Source organism: Cupriavidus sp. LA-1, from assembly GCF_055385985.1.
Window position 1 is genome coordinate 476,628 of sequence record NZ_AP031388.1, and the last position, 15,475, is coordinate 492,102.

The 15,475-nt window shown below is 67.5% G+C and carries 21 protein-coding genes; 12 read left to right on the forward strand and 9 right to left on the reverse strand.

The features are described 5' to 3' along the window. Window positions 1-14 precede the first annotated feature (14 nt). Both ACZ5MJ_RS21255 and ACZ5MJ_RS21260 read left to right on the forward strand, forming a co-directional pair. Window positions 15-923: a 2-hydroxy-3-oxopropionate reductase gene (locus tag ACZ5MJ_RS21255; protein ID WP_464225616.1), complete on the forward strand. Its 909-nt coding sequence runs from the start codon at window positions 15-17 to the stop codon at window positions 921-923. 19 nt (window positions 924-942) lie between these two features. Beyond that, window positions 943-1,803 (forward strand): DMT family transporter, encoded by an 861-nt coding sequence (locus tag ACZ5MJ_RS21260; RefSeq protein ID WP_464225617.1) that lies wholly within the window; start codon window positions 943-945, stop codon window positions 1,801-1,803. Between the two features lie 119 nt (window positions 1,804-1,922). Here the strand turns inward: ACZ5MJ_RS21260 and ACZ5MJ_RS21265 are convergent, their stop codons facing one another. Next, window positions 1,923-2,066, reverse strand: coding sequence for an entericidin A/B family lipoprotein (locus ACZ5MJ_RS21265; protein ID WP_464225618.1), 144 nt, complete (start codon window positions 2,064-2,066; stop codon window positions 1,923-1,925). Between the two features lie 307 nt (window positions 2,067-2,373). On the opposite strand from ACZ5MJ_RS21265, the gene ACZ5MJ_RS21270 reads away from it, so the two are divergent. The 3 genes from ACZ5MJ_RS21270 to ACZ5MJ_RS21280 all read left to right on the forward strand — a co-directional run bounded on the left by ACZ5MJ_RS21270 (window position 2,374) and on the right by ACZ5MJ_RS21280 (window position 3,542). Continuing rightward, the gene (locus tag ACZ5MJ_RS21270; RefSeq protein ID WP_464225619.1) at window positions 2,374-2,646 is read left to right on the forward strand and encodes a DUF2188 domain-containing protein; all 273 of its coding nucleotides are present in this window, start codon (window positions 2,374-2,376) and stop codon (window positions 2,644-2,646) included. A gap of 206 nt (window positions 2,647-2,852) precedes the next feature. Next, complete coding sequence (locus tag ACZ5MJ_RS21275) at window positions 2,853-3,050, forward strand: hypothetical protein (RefSeq protein WP_464225620.1); 198 nt, start codon at window positions 2,853-2,855, stop codon at window positions 3,048-3,050. Between the two features lie 153 nt (window positions 3,051-3,203). Next, window positions 3,204-3,542: a hypothetical protein gene (locus tag ACZ5MJ_RS21280; protein ID WP_464225621.1), complete on the forward strand. Its 339-nt coding sequence runs from the start codon at window positions 3,204-3,206 to the stop codon at window positions 3,540-3,542. A 57-nt stretch (window positions 3,543-3,599) separates the two neighbouring features. Here ACZ5MJ_RS21280 and ACZ5MJ_RS21285 read toward each other — a convergent pair whose 3' ends face one another. From ACZ5MJ_RS21285 to ACZ5MJ_RS21295, 3 genes are all read right to left on the reverse strand, one after another. After that, window positions 3,600-4,082, reverse strand: coding sequence for a DUF1579 domain-containing protein (locus ACZ5MJ_RS21285; protein WP_464225622.1), 483 nt, complete (start codon window positions 4,080-4,082; stop codon window positions 3,600-3,602). Between the two features lie 132 nt (window positions 4,083-4,214). After that, a complete protein-coding gene (locus tag ACZ5MJ_RS21290) occupies window positions 4,215-4,571 on the reverse strand; it encodes a DUF2880 domain-containing protein (protein WP_464225624.1) in 357 nt (118 codons plus the stop codon). A 153-nt stretch (window positions 4,572-4,724) separates the two neighbouring features. After that, window positions 4,725-5,462 carry a GntR family transcriptional regulator gene (locus ACZ5MJ_RS21295; protein ID WP_464225626.1) on the reverse strand — a complete coding sequence of 246 codons (738 nt, stop codon included), beginning with the start codon at window positions 5,460-5,462 and terminating at the stop codon, window positions 4,725-4,727. 196 nt (window positions 5,463-5,658) lie between these two features. On the opposite strand from ACZ5MJ_RS21295, the gene ACZ5MJ_RS21300 reads away from it, so the two are divergent. Genes ACZ5MJ_RS21300 through ACZ5MJ_RS21315 form a run of 4 tightly spaced genes read left to right on the forward strand, consistent with a single transcriptional unit; the run spans window position 5,659 to window position 10,360 of the window. Beyond that, the gene (locus ACZ5MJ_RS21300) at window positions 5,659-6,972 is read left to right on the forward strand and encodes a DUF1254 domain-containing protein (RefSeq protein WP_464225627.1); all 1,314 of its coding nucleotides are present in this window, start codon (window positions 5,659-5,661) and stop codon (window positions 6,970-6,972) included. Between the two features lie 12 nt (window positions 6,973-6,984). Then, window positions 6,985-8,301: a DUF1254 domain-containing protein gene (locus ACZ5MJ_RS21305; protein ID WP_464225628.1), complete on the forward strand. Its 1,317-nt coding sequence runs from the start codon at window positions 6,985-6,987 to the stop codon at window positions 8,299-8,301. Further along, window positions 8,298-9,278, forward strand: coding sequence for a Bug family tripartite tricarboxylate transporter substrate binding protein (locus tag ACZ5MJ_RS21310; protein WP_464225629.1), 981 nt, complete (start codon window positions 8,298-8,300; stop codon window positions 9,276-9,278). The genes ACZ5MJ_RS21305 and ACZ5MJ_RS21310 overlap by 4 nt, the downstream gene beginning before the upstream one ends. A gap of 59 nt (window positions 9,279-9,337) precedes the next feature. Further along, window positions 9,338-10,360, forward strand: coding sequence for a Bug family tripartite tricarboxylate transporter substrate binding protein (locus ACZ5MJ_RS21315; RefSeq protein WP_464225630.1), 1,023 nt, complete (start codon window positions 9,338-9,340; stop codon window positions 10,358-10,360). A 16-nt stretch (window positions 10,361-10,376) separates the two neighbouring features. On the opposite strand, the gene ACZ5MJ_RS21320 is transcribed toward ACZ5MJ_RS21315, so the two are convergent. The 3 genes from ACZ5MJ_RS21320 to ACZ5MJ_RS21330 all read right to left on the reverse strand — a co-directional run bounded on the left by ACZ5MJ_RS21320 (window position 10,377) and on the right by ACZ5MJ_RS21330 (window position 13,273). Continuing rightward, window positions 10,377-11,567, reverse strand: a complete 1,191-nt coding sequence (locus ACZ5MJ_RS21320; RefSeq protein WP_464225631.1) for a M24 family metallopeptidase — start codon at window positions 11,565-11,567, stop codon at window positions 10,377-10,379. An 11-nt stretch (window positions 11,568-11,578) separates the two neighbouring features. Continuing rightward, window positions 11,579-12,547: a Bug family tripartite tricarboxylate transporter substrate binding protein gene (locus tag ACZ5MJ_RS21325; protein ID WP_464225632.1), complete on the reverse strand. Its 969-nt coding sequence runs from the start codon at window positions 12,545-12,547 to the stop codon at window positions 11,579-11,581. Between the two features lie 120 nt (window positions 12,548-12,667). Next, window positions 12,668-13,273 carry a TetR/AcrR family transcriptional regulator gene (locus ACZ5MJ_RS21330; RefSeq protein ID WP_464225633.1) on the reverse strand — a complete coding sequence of 202 codons (606 nt, stop codon included), beginning with the start codon at window positions 13,271-13,273 and terminating at the stop codon, window positions 12,668-12,670. Between the two features lie 146 nt (window positions 13,274-13,419). Between ACZ5MJ_RS21330 and ACZ5MJ_RS21335 the strand changes: the two genes are divergently transcribed. Continuing rightward, window positions 13,420-13,911 carry a flavodoxin family protein gene (locus tag ACZ5MJ_RS21335; RefSeq protein WP_464225634.1) on the forward strand — a complete coding sequence of 164 codons (492 nt, stop codon included), beginning with the start codon at window positions 13,420-13,422 and terminating at the stop codon, window positions 13,909-13,911. Window positions 13,912-13,925: 14 nt separating this feature from the next. On the opposite strand, the gene ACZ5MJ_RS21340 is transcribed toward ACZ5MJ_RS21335, so the two are convergent. Beyond that, on the reverse strand, window positions 13,926-14,072 hold the full coding sequence (locus ACZ5MJ_RS21340) for a hypothetical protein (RefSeq protein WP_464225636.1): 147 nt from the start codon (window positions 14,070-14,072) through the stop codon (window positions 13,926-13,928). Continuing rightward, the gene (locus ACZ5MJ_RS21345) at window positions 14,072-14,272 is read right to left on the reverse strand and encodes a hypothetical protein (protein WP_464225637.1); all 201 of its coding nucleotides are present in this window, start codon (window positions 14,270-14,272) and stop codon (window positions 14,072-14,074) included. Before ACZ5MJ_RS21345 ends, ACZ5MJ_RS21340 begins: the two co-directional genes overlap by 1 nt. 68 nt (window positions 14,273-14,340) lie before the next feature. On the opposite strand from ACZ5MJ_RS21345, the gene flhC reads away from it, so the two are divergent. Both flhC and ACZ5MJ_RS21355 read left to right on the forward strand, forming a co-directional pair. Next, entirely contained in the window at window positions 14,341-14,964 is a 624-nt protein-coding gene (flhC, locus tag ACZ5MJ_RS21350; RefSeq protein ID WP_464225638.1) for a flagellar transcriptional regulator FlhC, read from the forward strand. A gap of 97 nt (window positions 14,965-15,061) precedes the next feature. Continuing rightward, window positions 15,062-15,436 (forward strand): hypothetical protein, encoded by a 375-nt coding sequence (locus tag ACZ5MJ_RS21355; RefSeq protein WP_464225639.1) that lies wholly within the window; start codon window positions 15,062-15,064, stop codon window positions 15,434-15,436. The last annotated feature ends 39 nt before the right edge of the window (window positions 15,437-15,475 follow it).

A 15,475-nucleotide genomic window follows, 5' to 3' on the forward strand; every position in this document is an offset into this window, starting at 1 on the left:
TACCGGACACTGACATGAGCAAAATCGGCTTTATCGGACTTGGCGTGATGGGCAAGCCCATGGTGCAGCACCTGGTCGACGGCGGGCATACCGTCTTCGCCCATACCCGCAGCGGCGTGCCGCAAGACCTGCAGGACGCCGGCGTGAAGGCCTGCGCCAGCGCCGAGGACGTGGCGAAACAGTCGGAAACCATCATCCTGATGCTGCCGGACACGCCCGACGTCGAGCGCGTGCTGTTCGGCGAGAAAGGGGTTGCTGACGGCCTTGCCGATACCGCGGGCGGCGTCACCGTGATCGACATGAGCTCGATCTCGCCGATCGCCACGCGCGAGTTCGCGCGCTGCATCGAGGCCATCGGCGCCGACTATGTCGATGCCCCGGTGTCAGGCGGCGAAGTCGGCGCCAAGGCGGGCACGCTGTCGATCATGGCCGGCGGCAAGCAGGAAGTGTTCGACCGCGTGCTGCCGATCCTGCAGCTGATGGGCAAGAACATCACGCGCGTGGGCGCGGCCGGCGACGGCCAGGTGGCCAAGGTGGCCAACCAGGTGATCGTGGCGCTGACCATCGAGGCGGTCAGCGAGGCGCTGGTGCTGGCCGCCCGCGCCGGCGCCGATCCCGCGCGCGTGCGCGAGGCGCTGATGGGCGGCTTTGCCAGTTCGCGCATCCTGGAAGTGCACGGCGAACGGATGATCAAGCGCACCTTCGACCCGGGCTTCCGCATCGCCCTGCACCAGAAGGACCTGGACCTGGCGCTGTCCACCGCGCGCCAGCTTGGCGTGGGCCTGCCCAATACGGCGTCGTGCCAGCAACTGTTCAATGTCTGCAGCGGGCTGGGCGGCGCGGGCTGGGATCATTCGGGCCTGGTCCGGGCGATCGAGCACCTGTCCTCGTTCGCCATCGGCGACGAGCCTCCCGCCAGTTGAGGTGGCCACGCCTGCCCGCATGCCGCAAGCCAACACCATCTTGCTGACCGCGTTGGCGATGCTGGCGTTCGCCGGCAATTCCCTGCTGTGCCGGCTGGCGCTGAAAGGCACCACCATCGACGCAGGGACATTCACCCTGGCACGGGTGGCGGCCGCGGCGGCGGTGCTGTGGCTCATCGTGATGGCGCGGCGGCAGGTGAACCGCGCCGGCGCGCGTGGGATTTCGCTGGGCGGCAACTGGGTTTCCGCCCTGGCCCTGTTCTGCTATGCGGCGACGTTCTCGTTCGCGTATGAGCGCCTGAGCGCGGGCACCGGGGCGCTGCTGCTGTTCGCGGCGGTGCAGGCCACCATGGTTGGCTATGGCCTCTATGCCGGCGAGCCGCTGCGCGCGCAGCAGTGGAGCGGCCTGGCGCTGGCACTGGCCGGCCTGGTGTGGCTGATGCTCCCGAGCCTGGCCACGCCGCCGCTGGCCTCATCGCTGCTGATGATCGCGGCGGGCATTGCCTGGGGCGTCTATTCGCTGCGTGGCAAGCGTGCCGCGGATCCGGTCGAGACCACCGCGGGCAATTTCGTGCGCGCCGTGCCCATGGCACTGGCGCTCGGCGCGGCCATCCACGCGCAGCGCTCACTGGACAGCGCGGGACTCGCCTATGCGGCGCTCTCCGGCGCCATCACCTCCGGGCTCGGCTATGTCATCTGGTACACCGCGGTGCCGCAGCTCAGGGCCGCCACCGCCGCAACGGTGCAGCTGAGCGTGCCGGTTATCACGGCAGTGGGCGGCATCGCGCTGCTCGGTGAAGCGTTGTCCTTGCGGCTGGCACTGAGTGCGACGGCGGTACTGGGCGGCATTGCGCTGGTGATCACGGGCAAGCGCGCCTAGTGTCCTGCCGCCGGCCGGCGCCTCAGCCGCACCAGAGAAGCGCACGCATGAATGAAAGCGGCCCGTGCCTGGAGCACGGGCCGCCGTCACCGTCTGCAGTGAGTGGGACCAGCCGTGGCTCACATCTTCTGCTTGGTGCTTTCCGCAGCGCCCTGTACCTTCTCGCCGCCGCGTTCGATATCCTTGCCCGCGCCCGCCATGGTGTTGCAACCCGTGACCAGCAGCACGCCTGCGAGCGCAAACAGTGCATATAGCCTTCTCATGATGATCTCCTTGATTCGTGTGGGTGCGGCATGTGCCGCCAGGATGGAATCGCTCGGAATCGCTTGACCGGGCAGCCGCTTGCCCAACCGGCAATTGGATCGTAGCAACCCGGGCCAGCGCGAAAAGTCGGCTTTCGTCCTACCGCGATGTCAGCAGAATGCGCGACATGCCACCACCGCGTGCCCCGCACCATCGCGGTGCCGCCGCCATGGCCCCGAATATGCTTGTAGGACGGCCACCGATACCCCGCGCACCGGTATCGCTCGACAATGCAGAGTGTCACTGCCAGCCATCCCGGAGACCACCATGACGTCACGCAGCATCCACGTGCTTCCCGCAGCGACCAGCGACACCGAATACGCCAGCGAAGGCGCATGGGCGCTGACCATCGAAGGCATCGAAAGCGGCGCCGACGACGCGGCGCTGCACTTCCCGACCCAGGAAGCCGCCATTGCAGCCGGCTGGATGCGCGCCCGCGAAGACGGCGTACCGCTGTGCATCCACGGCCGCGACGGCCTGGTGCGTGAACGCAAGATCTACTGCCGCGATACCCGCGGCAATATCCGCCTCGGCCACTAGCAGCACTGGCCGGCCTGGACGAATCCACCAGCCGGCCGCCCCGTCATTTCTCCCAGCGCGCGCTGTGCAGGCGGGCCGCACTGGTTCATTGCGCCGAACGCATTGAGTCGGGTCAAGTGCCCCACATCCGCTGTGAAAACCACGGGTCCAGCGCCAATACTGGAAAGAGGCAGAAAGCCGCTATCCAGAATCCACCGAGACCCGCGATGCGCCTCCTCCTCAGATACCGTCCGCTGGACATCTATCCCGACCCGCTCGACGCCAGGGTTGCCGAATTGCACGCGATTGCCGAAGACGTCCAGGCCAGGCATGCTCGCAAGTGGCGCCGGCATGGCACGATGCTGACGCCGCGCGACGACACGGATCGCAGATTTCCGGCTGGCGATCCCGAAACGCGCCACTAAGGCCATCCGGGCGAGTTTTCTTCGCTGCTAGGAAATGTGAACAAGTGTCATATCCGGTTGGCAAGGTCATGACCCCTGCGAAAGAATGGGTACCCGTACGCGGCGGGCCCGATCGGCGGGCCTGCCGCTGCACCATTTTCCTGACGCAGCGAAATGAATCGAACCACCCGGGATTGCGTGATGGCGTTGATTTCCAGCCTGCGTGCCATGGGGCCCATGCCCCGGCACCGGCTTGCCGCCGCCAGCCGCCTGAGCGCCGCGGAATTGACCCGCGCGCTCAAATCCGCCCGCCAGATGGGCGTCGTGGCCTACGAGGGCGAGCCCGACGCGCCGCCTGAAGCCGATACTCCGCTTGTCCTGACTGGCCGGCCCCTGCCACCCCCGCGGCGCGTCACGCCCGCCCCGCGTGACAACAAGCCGCATTTTGAGCCGCTGCTGGACGTCTGGGGCATCGCCCGTCCCGCCGCGCTGCCGCGTGGCCACATTTCGTAGCGGCCCGCACGGCGGAAGCGCGCAACTGAGCGCGGCGCGCCGCCTGCTCCCGGAGCCTTACCGCTGGCGGCGATAGCTGGCGCTCATGATCTGGGTCCACTCGCCGTTCCCGCCCTGCATATAGGACGCCAGCTCGCGGTGGTCATCGCCCTTGAAGGTGATCACGTCGCGGTAATGGGCCATGCGCCCGTTGCCCGAACAGTCAGGGCCCTCGGCACGCAGCGTCAGTTGCTGGCCGCCGGTGTCGAGCTCGCCTTCATAGATCCACAGGTGGGTCATCATCGAGCCGATGAAGGTCCCGACAAAGTGCTTGCGCGCCGGATCGTAGCCCAGTGTCATGACCGTGGTGGACGGTCCGCAACCGGGCATGTCGCCCTGCGTCACGCATTGCACCCAGACGTCGCCAACGCTGCTCACCCGCTCCGGGATTTCCCACTTCTGCACCGGCCGATCCGGTCCCATTGCTGCCTCGCCTTCGGCAATCCAGTCACCCACCAGCCGTTGCAGCCAGCGGTGCTCCTTCTGTGCTTCGGTCTTCATTTGCAGTCTCCCCCGGCGCTTCAAAAGCGTATTTGTGGATGCCGTACACATACACTAGCAAACGAGATGGACAGTGTCCACATCTAATTTCCGAGGGCCAGCCGGTTGGCCGAAATGGGCGGGTAAACGAAGCTATTGCGGCAGCCGCAGCCTGGGCACAACGAGCTGGTTGCCCGATCCACGCTGCACGTCACACTGGACCATGGCGACGCGCACGGCGCCGTCCAGCGCCAGGTATTCGACATCGGCCACCACGCTGTAGGCGTCCTTGTCGACGTTGCGGGTCGTGGCGCTGACCCACTTGAAGCTGCCGGGATTTGGCAGCGCCGCCTTGACGGCCTTCCTGCAGGCGGCCTCAGGAGCCGCTTCCTTGCCATGCGGCCTGGCCGCCTCGCCTTTTGCGGCTGCAAGCGCCGTCGACGCGCCTGCGGCTGACAATACCAGCACCAGCGCGGCGGACAAGGAACGTGTGGAAAGCGGCGAAAGCATCGTGGACTCCTGCAACGGGGCGGCGCGGGACAGCGCCACCCTGGCGCCGGCCCCGATGCAGTTCAGGCCACGGCGCGCGCGCAAAAGTTCCCTTGCCGCCACTGCCGACGGCCCGAGGGCCTGCTCACATATAAAACGTGCGCAAAACAGACACTAGCGCCGCACGCAGGCCTTGTAGGTGAACTTGTCGCCACGGAACATGAATTCGGAATAGGCCAGCGGCCTGTCGTCGATATCGTGCGGCGTGAAGCGAATGCGCAGCAGCGGCTCGCCCGGCTCCACTTTCAGCCGGCGCGCGGCTTCCGCCGTGGCGGGGATCGCCGCGCTTTCCGTATGCAGGTACTTGAGGCGATAGCCCAGGCGGGCCTCGACGATCATCAGCGCATCGTGGTTTTCCAGGTCGTGCTCCAGGATCGCGCGCATCAGGGGTTCGGGCGCCATTGTCATGCCGACCGCCACCGGCGTGCCGGCCACGGACTTGAGCATGGTCACGCACAACAGCCTGGTTCCCGGCGGCAGTCGCAGCGCATCGGTGGCGATGGCCGGCGCCGCAATCAGCCGGGTCGACAGCAGCTTGCCGTGCGCTTCGTGCCCGCGCGCGCGCATGTGGTCGTAGAAGCCGGTCAAGGGCCCCAGGTCCGCCTGCCCCGCCGGACGGCTGACAAAGCTGCCCTTGCCGTGGACCGTTTCGATCAGCCCCTCCGCAAGCAGCGACGCCAGCGACTGGCGCACCGTAATGCGGCTGACGCCGAACTCGGCCATCAGCTCGGCTTCCGACGGCAGCTTGATGCCCGGCGTCCATTCGTTGTTGACGATGCGCTGGCGCAGCGCGACTTCGATCTGCTTGAAGCGAGGCAGGGAGCTTGTTGTCACGAGATTGGCGGTGTTCATGGGGTGGCCCATGCGGGCATCTACTTATCATAACAACGTTGACTCATCATAACATGTCATGACAACATGTCCCGACACCGCCATGACAGAAATCGCGGCGCCAGCGCGGGTGTGACGAGCTGAGGATGCCGCGGTGACCTTGTGCACGACGGACAAGAGCAGTCGACAAGCACGCAGAACCGACGGAGACAACGCGATGAACCAAGCCACTGCGCCCTTCCTTGCCGGCGCGCCCATCGACACGCCCCAGGAAGCCCTGACGGTCGCGGCAGCGCTGCCGTTGGTGGTGGCCACCTATCCGCTGTTTGAAAGCCTGCGCACCTGCCGGCTGCAAACGTCCGTCGCGCAAGCCACCGGCTACGGGCGCGCGCCCGTCAACACGCTGTCGGCCAGCACGCAGCCGTGGACCCACCTGGACCGCGACATCGTCACGCCGGCCAATGACCTGCTCTACTTCTGCGCCTGGATCAACCTGGCCGATGGCCCGGTCACGCTGCACGTGCCTGCGCTGCCGGATGCAAGCCGCTATTACGTGGTGGAGTTGCTGGACGCCTGGACCAACAACTTCGAGAACCTGGGCCCGCGCAACGTGCCCGCCGCCGGCGCTGACATCGTGCTGACCGGCCCCGGCCAGCACGCGCAAGGGCCGCATGTGGTGCATTGCCCGACGTCGCTGGTGTGGATGCTGGGCCGCGTGCTTGTTACCAGCGCCGACGACCTGCCGGCAGCCAGCGCCTTCGAGAACGGCTTCCGCCTGTCCGGCGGCGCACGCCATCAGCCCGCCTGCGTGCGCGACTGGCAGGACAGCGGTGAGCCGGCACTGGACTTCTTCGCCAATATCTTCAACGCGCTGCGCGAGTATCCGGCGGAGCCTTCGGCCGCTGGCTTGCTGTCGCTGCTGCGCAAGTGCGGCATCCGCGCCGACGAGTCCGTCGACGTGGACGCGCTGCGGCCCGCGGTGCGGCAGGGCCTGGTCCGCGCCTGGTGCGAAGGCATGGCGCTGATCGAGGCCAGTACCCGCAGCCATGCGCGCAAGAGCTGGACCTACAGCCTGGTGCTGGGCCGCTATGGCGATGACTGGATGCAGCGCGCCGTCACCGCGATGAAAGGCCTGGGCGCGCTGCGCGCCGACGAGGCCATCTATGCCGCCGCCGACTACGACACCGATGGCGAACTGCTGCATGGCCGCCACGCCTACGCCCTGCACTTCCCGGCGGGCCACCTGCCGCCGGCGCAGGCGTTCTGGTCGGTATCGCTCTACGGGGCCGACCGCTTCTTCACCGACAACGCGATCGGCCGCTATGCGCTGGGCGACCGCAGCCCGGGCCTGCAATACGATGCCGACGGCGGCCTCACGCTGACCATCTCGCACCAGCGCCCGGCACAGGCGCAGCAGAACTGGCTGCCGGCGCCGGACGCCCCCTTCTACCTGATCCTGCGCCTTTACCACCCCACCGACGGCTTCATGGCCGGCGACTACGTGATCCCGCCGCTGCGGCGCATCGCCTGAAGGAGCCACGCCATGGAACACCAGAACACCTCCCTCGGCACGCTCGCATGCGACGCGGTGCGCTACACGCTGCCGCTGTATGAAATGGCGCGCATGCGTGCCGCCACCTGCCCGCGGCGCGACAGCGCCGGGGCCTTTGCCGGCGACGGGCCCGACTCCACGCTGCGCTGGATCAACACCGTCACACACGTGCGCACGCTGCTCGGCCCGCAGCACCGGCAGGTCGTGACCCCGAACAACGACACGCTCTACACCAATGCGTGTCTCGACCTGTCCGGCGGCCCGCTGCTGCTGGACGTGCCCGACTGCCTCGGCCGCTATTACGTGCTCGGCCTGCTCGACGCCTATACCAACCCGTTCGGCTATATCGGCACCCGCACCACCGGCACGCAAGGCGGAAAGTGGCTGTTGCACGGACCAGCCTGGCAGGGCGAGGCGCCGGCCGGCGCAACGCTGCTGCCCTGCCCCACCGACGCGGTCTGGATCATCGGCCGTATCCTGGCCGACGGCGAAGCCGACCTGCCGGGCGCGCATGCGCTGCAGGACGGCATCCACCTGCGCCGGCCTGACGGCACCAGTGCAGGCACCATCTTCGATGCCGGCATGCAAGCCGGCGAGCGGCCGGCCGACCCCGACCGCTACGCCGCCATCGTCACCCGCATGCTGCGCGACAACCCGCCACCCGCCGCCGAAGCGGAACTGGTCCGCACCTATGCGCAGGCCGGCATCGGCAGCGGTGCGCCGCTGACCGAGGCGCAGCGCACCGCCCTGGCCAACGCGCTGGCGCAGGTCGATGCAGAACTGGCCGCGCCCAGGGCGTCCGAACTGGGCGGCGGCTGGTTCCTGCCGGTGGAGATCCATAGCTCGTTCGGCACCCACTACGCACTGCGTGCCGAAGTGGCGCGCAACTACATCGGCGCGCTTGGCGTCGAGGAAGCCATGTACCTGATGGCCGATTGCGATGGCGACGGCTTGCCGCTGGACGGCACGCATCAGTACGAACTGGCGTTTCCCCAGCAGGGACTACCCCAGGTGGGCGCGTTCTGGTCGCTGACCATGTACCGCAAATCGGACTGCATGCTGGCCGAGAACCCGCTGCAGCGCTATTCGCTGGGCGACCGCTCGCCGGGCCTGCGCACGGCGCCCGATGGCAGCCTGCGCATCGTGCTTGGCGCCCAGGCCCCGACCGACAGCGCCCTGGCAGGCAACTGGCTGCCTGCGCCCGCGGAGGCGTTCTATGTGGCATTGCGCCTCTACGTACCCGGCACCGTTCACCTGGAACGCACGTTCCGCTATCCCCCCATCCGCCGCATGAAGGAAGCATCATGAATCAGCCCTCTGTCTTCGCCCGGGCCTTGCTGACGGCCGCCCTGGCGATGCTGTGCCTGGCCAGCCCCGCGCAGGGGCAAACGTACCCGTCGCGGCCGGTCAAGCTGGTGTCGCCCTACGGCGCGGGCGGCTCCAACGACATCTCCGCCCGCATCCTTGCCGAGGCACTGGGCCACAAGCTCGGCCAGCAGGTGGTGGTGGAAAACAAACCCGGCGCCGGCACCCGCCTGGCCACCGAGCAAGTGGCCCATGCCGCGCCAGACGGCTACACGCTGCTGTGGGCCGCCGCGCCCTTCGCCATCAATACCGCGGCAGGCATCGCGCAGCGCTACGACGTCCACAAGGACTTCGTGCCCGTCGGGCCACGCGTGCTGGGCCCGGTCTTCCTGATCGTCAACGCCAGCTCGCCGGCGCGCACCGTGGCCGACTTCGTGCGCATGGCGCGGGACAAGCCGGAGGGCGTGACGCTGGCCTCGCCGGGCGCGGGCTCCGGCCCGCACCTGACTGCCGAACTGTTCGGGCAGGTCGGCAAGTTCAGGCTGCTGAATGTCCATTACCGCGGCGACGCCACCGCCTACACCGAACTGCTGGCCGGCCGCGCGGACGCCACCCTGACCGCCATCACCTCGGCGCTGCCGTTTATCAAGGCCGGCAAGCTGCGCGTGCTGGCAGTGGCCTCGGAACAGCGCTCGCCGGTCTATCCGGATGCGCCCACCTTTGCCGAACAGGGCTACCCGGGCATGGTCGGCTACGGCTGGTTCGGGCTGGTCGCACCGGCCGGCACGCCCCCCGCCGTCGCCGAGCGCTTGAACCGCGAGGCCTCCGCCGTGCTGGCCGACGCCGACATCCGGCAGAAGCTGCTGGGGCTGGGCCTTGAGCCGCACCCCGAGCCGGGCAGCACGTTTTCCGCCTTCATCGACCAGGAGATCGGAAAATGGGGCAGGCTGATCAAGGCGCGCGGCATCAAGCTGGAGTGAGACATCCCCTTCGACGTACGGCAACACGTGACACCCCATCCCAAGGAGACAACGCCATCATGATGACCGCTGCCCCCGTTCTGCACCGGCTGCGCGGCACGCTGCTGCAAGCCACGCTGCCCCTGCTCGCCGTAGCCGCCCTCGCCGTTCCGCCCCTGCCGGCCGCCGCGCAGGGCGCCTACCCGGCCAAGCCCATCCACCTGATCGTCGCCTATCCGCCGGGCGGCCTGACCGACACGCTGGCGCGCGCCGTCGGCGATGGCCTGTCGCGCCAGCTCGGCAAGACCGTGGTGGTGGAGAACAAGGGCGGTGCCGGCGGCATCATCGGCACCGACTACGTTGCCAAGTCGGCACCGGACGGCTATACGCTGCTGATGACCATTCCCGGCCCGGTCACGTCCAACCTCGCGCTGTACAAGAAGCTGCCATACGACCCGCGCACCGACCTGCGCCCGATCTCGGACATCGCTACCGCGCGCACCGTGCTGGCCGTCAACAGCGGCGTGCCGGCCAGGACGGTTGCCGAACTGCTGGCCTATGCCAAGGCATCGCCGGGCAAGATGCGCATGGGATCCTGGGGCCCGGGCACGCAGCCGCATACCATCCAGACCTACTTCACCAGGCAATACCAGGCAGACATGCTGCACGTCCCCTATCGCGGCGAAGGGCCGATGGTGACTGATTTGCTGGCTGGCCAGGTCAACGTGACGGTGGGCTCGGTGACGGCGCTCAGGCAACACTTCGCCACGGGCAAGCTGCGCCCCCTCGCCGTCACCGGCACGCGCCGCGCGCAGGGCCTGCCCGACGTGCCGACCTTCACCGAAGCCGGCTACGCCGACGAACCGTTCCGCCTGACCGGCCCGATCACGCTGATGGCGCCCGCGAAAACGCCGCAGGACATCGTCGACCGCCTGGGGCGCGAAAGCGCCAGCCTGGTCGCCAGCGCCGATATGCAGCGGCGCATCGTCGACATGGGCGCGGAGCCGCTCGGCAACACGCCGGCACAGGCGGAAGCTGCTTACAAGGCTTACTTGCCGGTGGTGCTGAAGCTGACGGCGGATACCGGGGTGACGCTCGACTGAGCTGCGCCGTTGTTACTTAGGCCACGGTGGCATACTCCAGCGTCTTCGGCGTCTTGACGATGACTTCCGGCCGGTCGCCCACCACCACAGTGTCGTCTAGCCGGAAGCCGCCGAGGCCGTAGACATAGAGGCCCGGCTCCGCCGAATACACCTCGCCGGCAAGCAACGGGCGGGTGTTGAAGGCCATGTCCTCCGGGTATTCGTGCAGCATCAGGCCGACGGCATGGCCGGTGCGGTGAAATACATAGTCCCCGCAGCCGGCCTGCTCGATCACGGCCTGCGCGGCCGCATCCATGTCGCATACGCGCTTGCCGACCACCGCCGCGGCGACCGCGGCGTCGGTGGCCCTTGCGGCAACCTGGTAAAGCCGCGCCTGCTCGTCGCCAGGCCGCCCGCAAAACCAGGTGCGCTCATTCTCGACGTAGAGCCCGTTCAGGCGCGGCAGCACAAGGTTGACAATGGTGTCGCCAGCGCAGATCCGTGCGCCGCAGGCGGCCCCGTCGCCGTGTGGCGATGCGGATGCCGGCCCGCTCAGCGTCCAGCACTTGAGGATGTCGAAATCCTCGCCCGGGAAGCGCAGCGCCGCCTCTTCCGACATCAACGCCGCCATGGCGTGGTCGAGTTCCTGCACCAGCCGGCCGGGCCGGATGTTCTCGCGATACCGGTCCTGCACCCAGTCCGTCAGTGCCCCAAGCTCGCGCATGACCTGTAGTTCATCCGCATGCTTGACCCAGCGCAGGCCGCGCATCTCGGCCATCGCCGGACGCAGCGTGAGTTCGGGCAGGTAGCGCTGCGCTCCAGCCAGGATCGGATGCTGGACATCGACCGCAATGCGCGACATGCCAAGCCCTTTCGCGCCAAGCAATGCCGCGACGACCTCGGGCAATTGCGACGGCAGCGGCAGCCGGTTGGACACGCGCGGATGCTCGGTGTAGAAGGTCACGTCCGTCAGCCAGACTGTGCCCCTCTCGGTAGCAAAGCGCATGTGATTGGTCGACAGTTCGTTCATCACCGCGAAGGTGTCGCCATTGCGCGGCACCACCACGAACACCGGCCGCTCCCACGGCCAGACGTCGAGCTGGAAGTTGGTGGCGTATTGGAAGAAGTCGGGCGTGCCGAATACCAGCGCGTCGACGCGCAGCTTGTCCATCAGCCTGTGCATGGCCGCCAGGCGATAGTCGCGTACGGCTTTGGTGAGATGTGCCATGACAGCGGTCCTCAGAGAGAAATTGCGAGTTTGCGGATGATGGGGCCCCAGGTGTCGGCGTCGCGCTTCATGTAGCGCTCGACCTCGGACGGCGGCCCCTTGATCGCTTCCAGGAACTGGAAGCCGAGCTTCTCCTGGAAGTGCGGGTCGTCCAGGATCTGGTTGATGTCGGCATTGACCTTGCTGACGACCGCCGCGGGCGTGCCCGAGCGGGCAACGATCGCGTACCACCCGGGTACCTGCACGTCGTAGCCAAGCTCCTTGAAGGTGGGCACCGCCGGCAACGCCGGCAGCCGCCTGTCGCCGGTGACGGCCAGCGGAACCAGCTTCTTGCCGGCAATGAAGGGCTGCACGCCCGCGAGGACGTTCATCATCACCGGCGTCTGCCCGTTCATCAGGCTGGTCGAGCCGCCGGTGCCATTGAACGGCACATGCTGCAGCCGGATGCCGGTGCGCTGCGCGACCAGCTCCATGGCCAGGTGGGTGGAGTTGCCGATGCCACCCGACGCAAAGCTGATCTCGCCCGGCCGGGCCTTGGCCATCCGCACGAAATCCTGGAACGTATCGACCTTGAGCGACGGCGCCGCGACAAAGACGAAGGGCGAGTTGGCAAGCATCGCCACGCCGGCCAGGTCACGGCCCGGGTTGTACGGCAGCTTCGGATACAAGAAGGGATTGAAGCTCAGGTTGGACACGCCGGCAAAGAACAGCGTGTAGCCGTCGGCGGGCTGCCCGATCACATAGCTGATCGCCAGCGTGCCGTTGGCCCCGGGCTTGTTCTCTACCACCACCGGCTGGTGCCAGGCGCGGCTGAGCTGCTCCGCCAGCGCGCGCGCCAGAACGTCATTGCCGGTACCCCCGGCCTGCGGCACGACCAGCCGCACGGGTTTCGAAGGGAAGGCCTGCGCCTGGCCGATACCTGGCAGCGCCATCGCCACCGCGGTTCCGGCCGCCCAGGCCAGTAGTTGTCGCCGATCCATATTGCACCCTGTTGGTTTGCCACGATTCGCCCTGCTCCCGCAGGCGTGGATCGGAATGTACCATGTGGTACATCGAAGGGTATAATGAGGGTTTACGCCGATGCCAGCGCAAAAATGCCGTTACTTGCCGGTTTGGGGAGGTGCCGCCATCATGGCGGCGAAATACTTCAGCGCGGCTGTCGTGCCCTTGCGGTCACCGGTGGTAACCAGGTCCAGCAGCAGCCCGCGCACGGTGGCAAGCTCCACCCGCGCGCGCAGCCTGGCCTCGGCCGCGCTCAGGCCCAGGTCTCGCTGCAGGCGTGCCGCCAGCGTGGTCGTCCAGCTGCCGACGACATCTTCGAGAAAGCCGCTGAAGCGCTCGCGGTCGTGGATGGCCCTGCCGTAGATCTCGAACATCAGCTGCATGATCGGCAGGTAACCTGGCGCGGAATAGCGCTCCCACGCCGCCTCCATCGCGGCACCGGGATCCATGCCCGCCAGTTCCACGCGCTGGCGCGCCGACTGCTCCGCGTGTCGGATGCGATGCAGCAGCGCCTGCCAGAAGCCATCCCCGGACCCAAAGTAGTAGATCAGCATGCGGTGGCTCGTACCCAGCGCCTCCGCAACGCTGCGCAGGGAAAGATCGCCCAGGCCGTTGGCAAGAACATAATCGGTGGCGGCATCCAGCAAGTGGATGGCCTGCTCGCTTGCGGAGCGGTCGGTGATGGGGGTTTTGGCTTCGGGCATGGAGGAATGGCAGGGGCGCCAGCCCCGGATTCTACGATAACTGCCGTCGCCGGCGCGCATGCCTCGTGCCGTACGCGAAGCACCGGAACCCGCGTGATACAGTCTTCCACGTACAGCACACGGCCGCACGTGGCTCACACGCAAGCATGAAAACGCTGCTGATCGTCTATCACACCATGACCGGAGGCACCCGGCAGATGGCCGAGGCTGCCGCCGAAGCGGCCCGCCGGCAGCCCGGCGTCACGGTCGTGCTCAAGACCGCGGCCGAAGCCGGCCCCGACGATGTCCTTGCCGCAGACGGCTATCTCTTCGCCACGCCGGAGAACCTGGCCGCCATGGCAGGGATGATGAAGGACTTCTTCGACCGCTGCTATTACGCCGCGCTCGACCGCATCAACGGCCGTCCCTACGCCACCATGATCTGCGCCGGCAGCGACGGCCAGAACGCACTGCGCCAGATCGACCGCATCGCCACCGGGTGGCGGCTCAACTGCGTGGCGCCCGGGCTGATCGTCTGCACGCATGCGCAGACGCCCGAACGAATCCTCGCGCCCAAGCAGATCGAAGCGCCGGACCTGGCGCGTTGCGCGGAGCTTGGCGAGGGGCTGGCGGCTGGGTTGGGGCTTGGGGTGTTCTGACGGCACAAGACTGGTCACAGCCTGGAATCAGGCGGCCAGGGGGTGAGCCGATGCGGGGCGCCGTCTTCTTCCTGGACGATCAGCACAACGCCGCGCCGCTTGGCTGCGGCCACGCCGATGTTGACGGCAATGTCACGGACTGTGACTTGCAGGAGAAGCATCAGGCCCAATCCGTCGCCGCCGATAAGTGGCACCAGTATGCGTGGCCATCAAGCGTGGAAATCCGATCGTTGATGCAGGTCATAGTTATAAGCCCCTGATCGATCAAAAAATCCTCCTCGACTACGAAAAACCTGAGCCCCAGGCCCGCGATCAACAGCGCCACGCGCTGCGATACGCGGGCCATGATCATCGGAGACATGTCGGACTAGCCGGTTGCTGACTGGTACCTGCCCGCGTCCCGTCTCCGATATGTCCCAGGAGGAGACCATGGACGCACAGACTATCGCCGGCCCCCACATGGCCGGCACGCCGACGACGGCACCTCGACCCCTGCTCCCGCCAGCCGGCAAGAGCGTGCTGCAGGACATGGAGCAGACCCGCCTGGCGATCGAGATGATCGGCATGGGCGCGCGCCTGCAGGTACTGGAATCCGAGGTGTCGCTGCCACGCGTGCGGCTGGTCCGGCTGTACAAGGAACTGTGCGGCGTGTCGCCCCCCAAGGGCATGCTGCCGTTCTCGACAGACTGGTTCGTGACCTGGCGCCCCAACGCCCATGCCTCGATGCTGCTCGGCGCTTACCGCTTCATGACGCGCGCCGGCAGCCTGGACGGCATCCGCGCGACCCTGTCCAGCTTCCGCATGTACCGCGAACACATGTGCGTCACGGGCGAAGCCGCGCAACTCAGCTTTACCCGTGCCTGGATGCTGGTCCGCTTCTATGAGCGCGGCATGCTGCAACTGGCGTGCTGCCAATGCTGCCGCGGCGACTATGTCGTGCGTGCCAACGATGCGCGCCATCGCTACGTCTGCGGGCTATGCCTGCCGCCGGCGCGCGCGGGCAAGGGCCGCAAGGCCCTGCCACCAGGCGATGACGGGCTGACCGGCCCATGACCCCGCATTGTCTGCTGGCGCACAGTCCGTCCACCCACACGCTTCCATGATGGATACATCCGACCACCCCGCCCCCGGCACTCCCGGAGCCTCGCCCATGTTCAGAATCCATATGCTCGGCAAGATGCTGGGTACCGCCGCGCCCGAAGCCAGCAGCCAGGAGCGCGGCGCGCCGCAGCCAGCGCCAGCCGGCGCCGGCGGCACCGGCATGCCGGAACAGATTGCCCACAACCTCAAGACCCAGGGCGACGCCATGATCCAGTATGGCGCCCGGCTGCTGGTGATACGCGAGCTGCTGTATTCGCTGGTCGTGGCCCTGCCGCCCGCCGAGCGCGCCCGCGCGCAGCGTCGCTTCTGCCAGCGCATCGACCAGTTGCTGTCGCTGACCGATGATCACGTCCTGCCGGCTGAATTCCACAGCGCGTTGCTGGCGGAGGTCAACTATTATCTCGGCGAGCTAAAGAAAACCTGACCCGGTTCAGTCGGCCGTTTTCTGGTGGTTTCCAGTCGA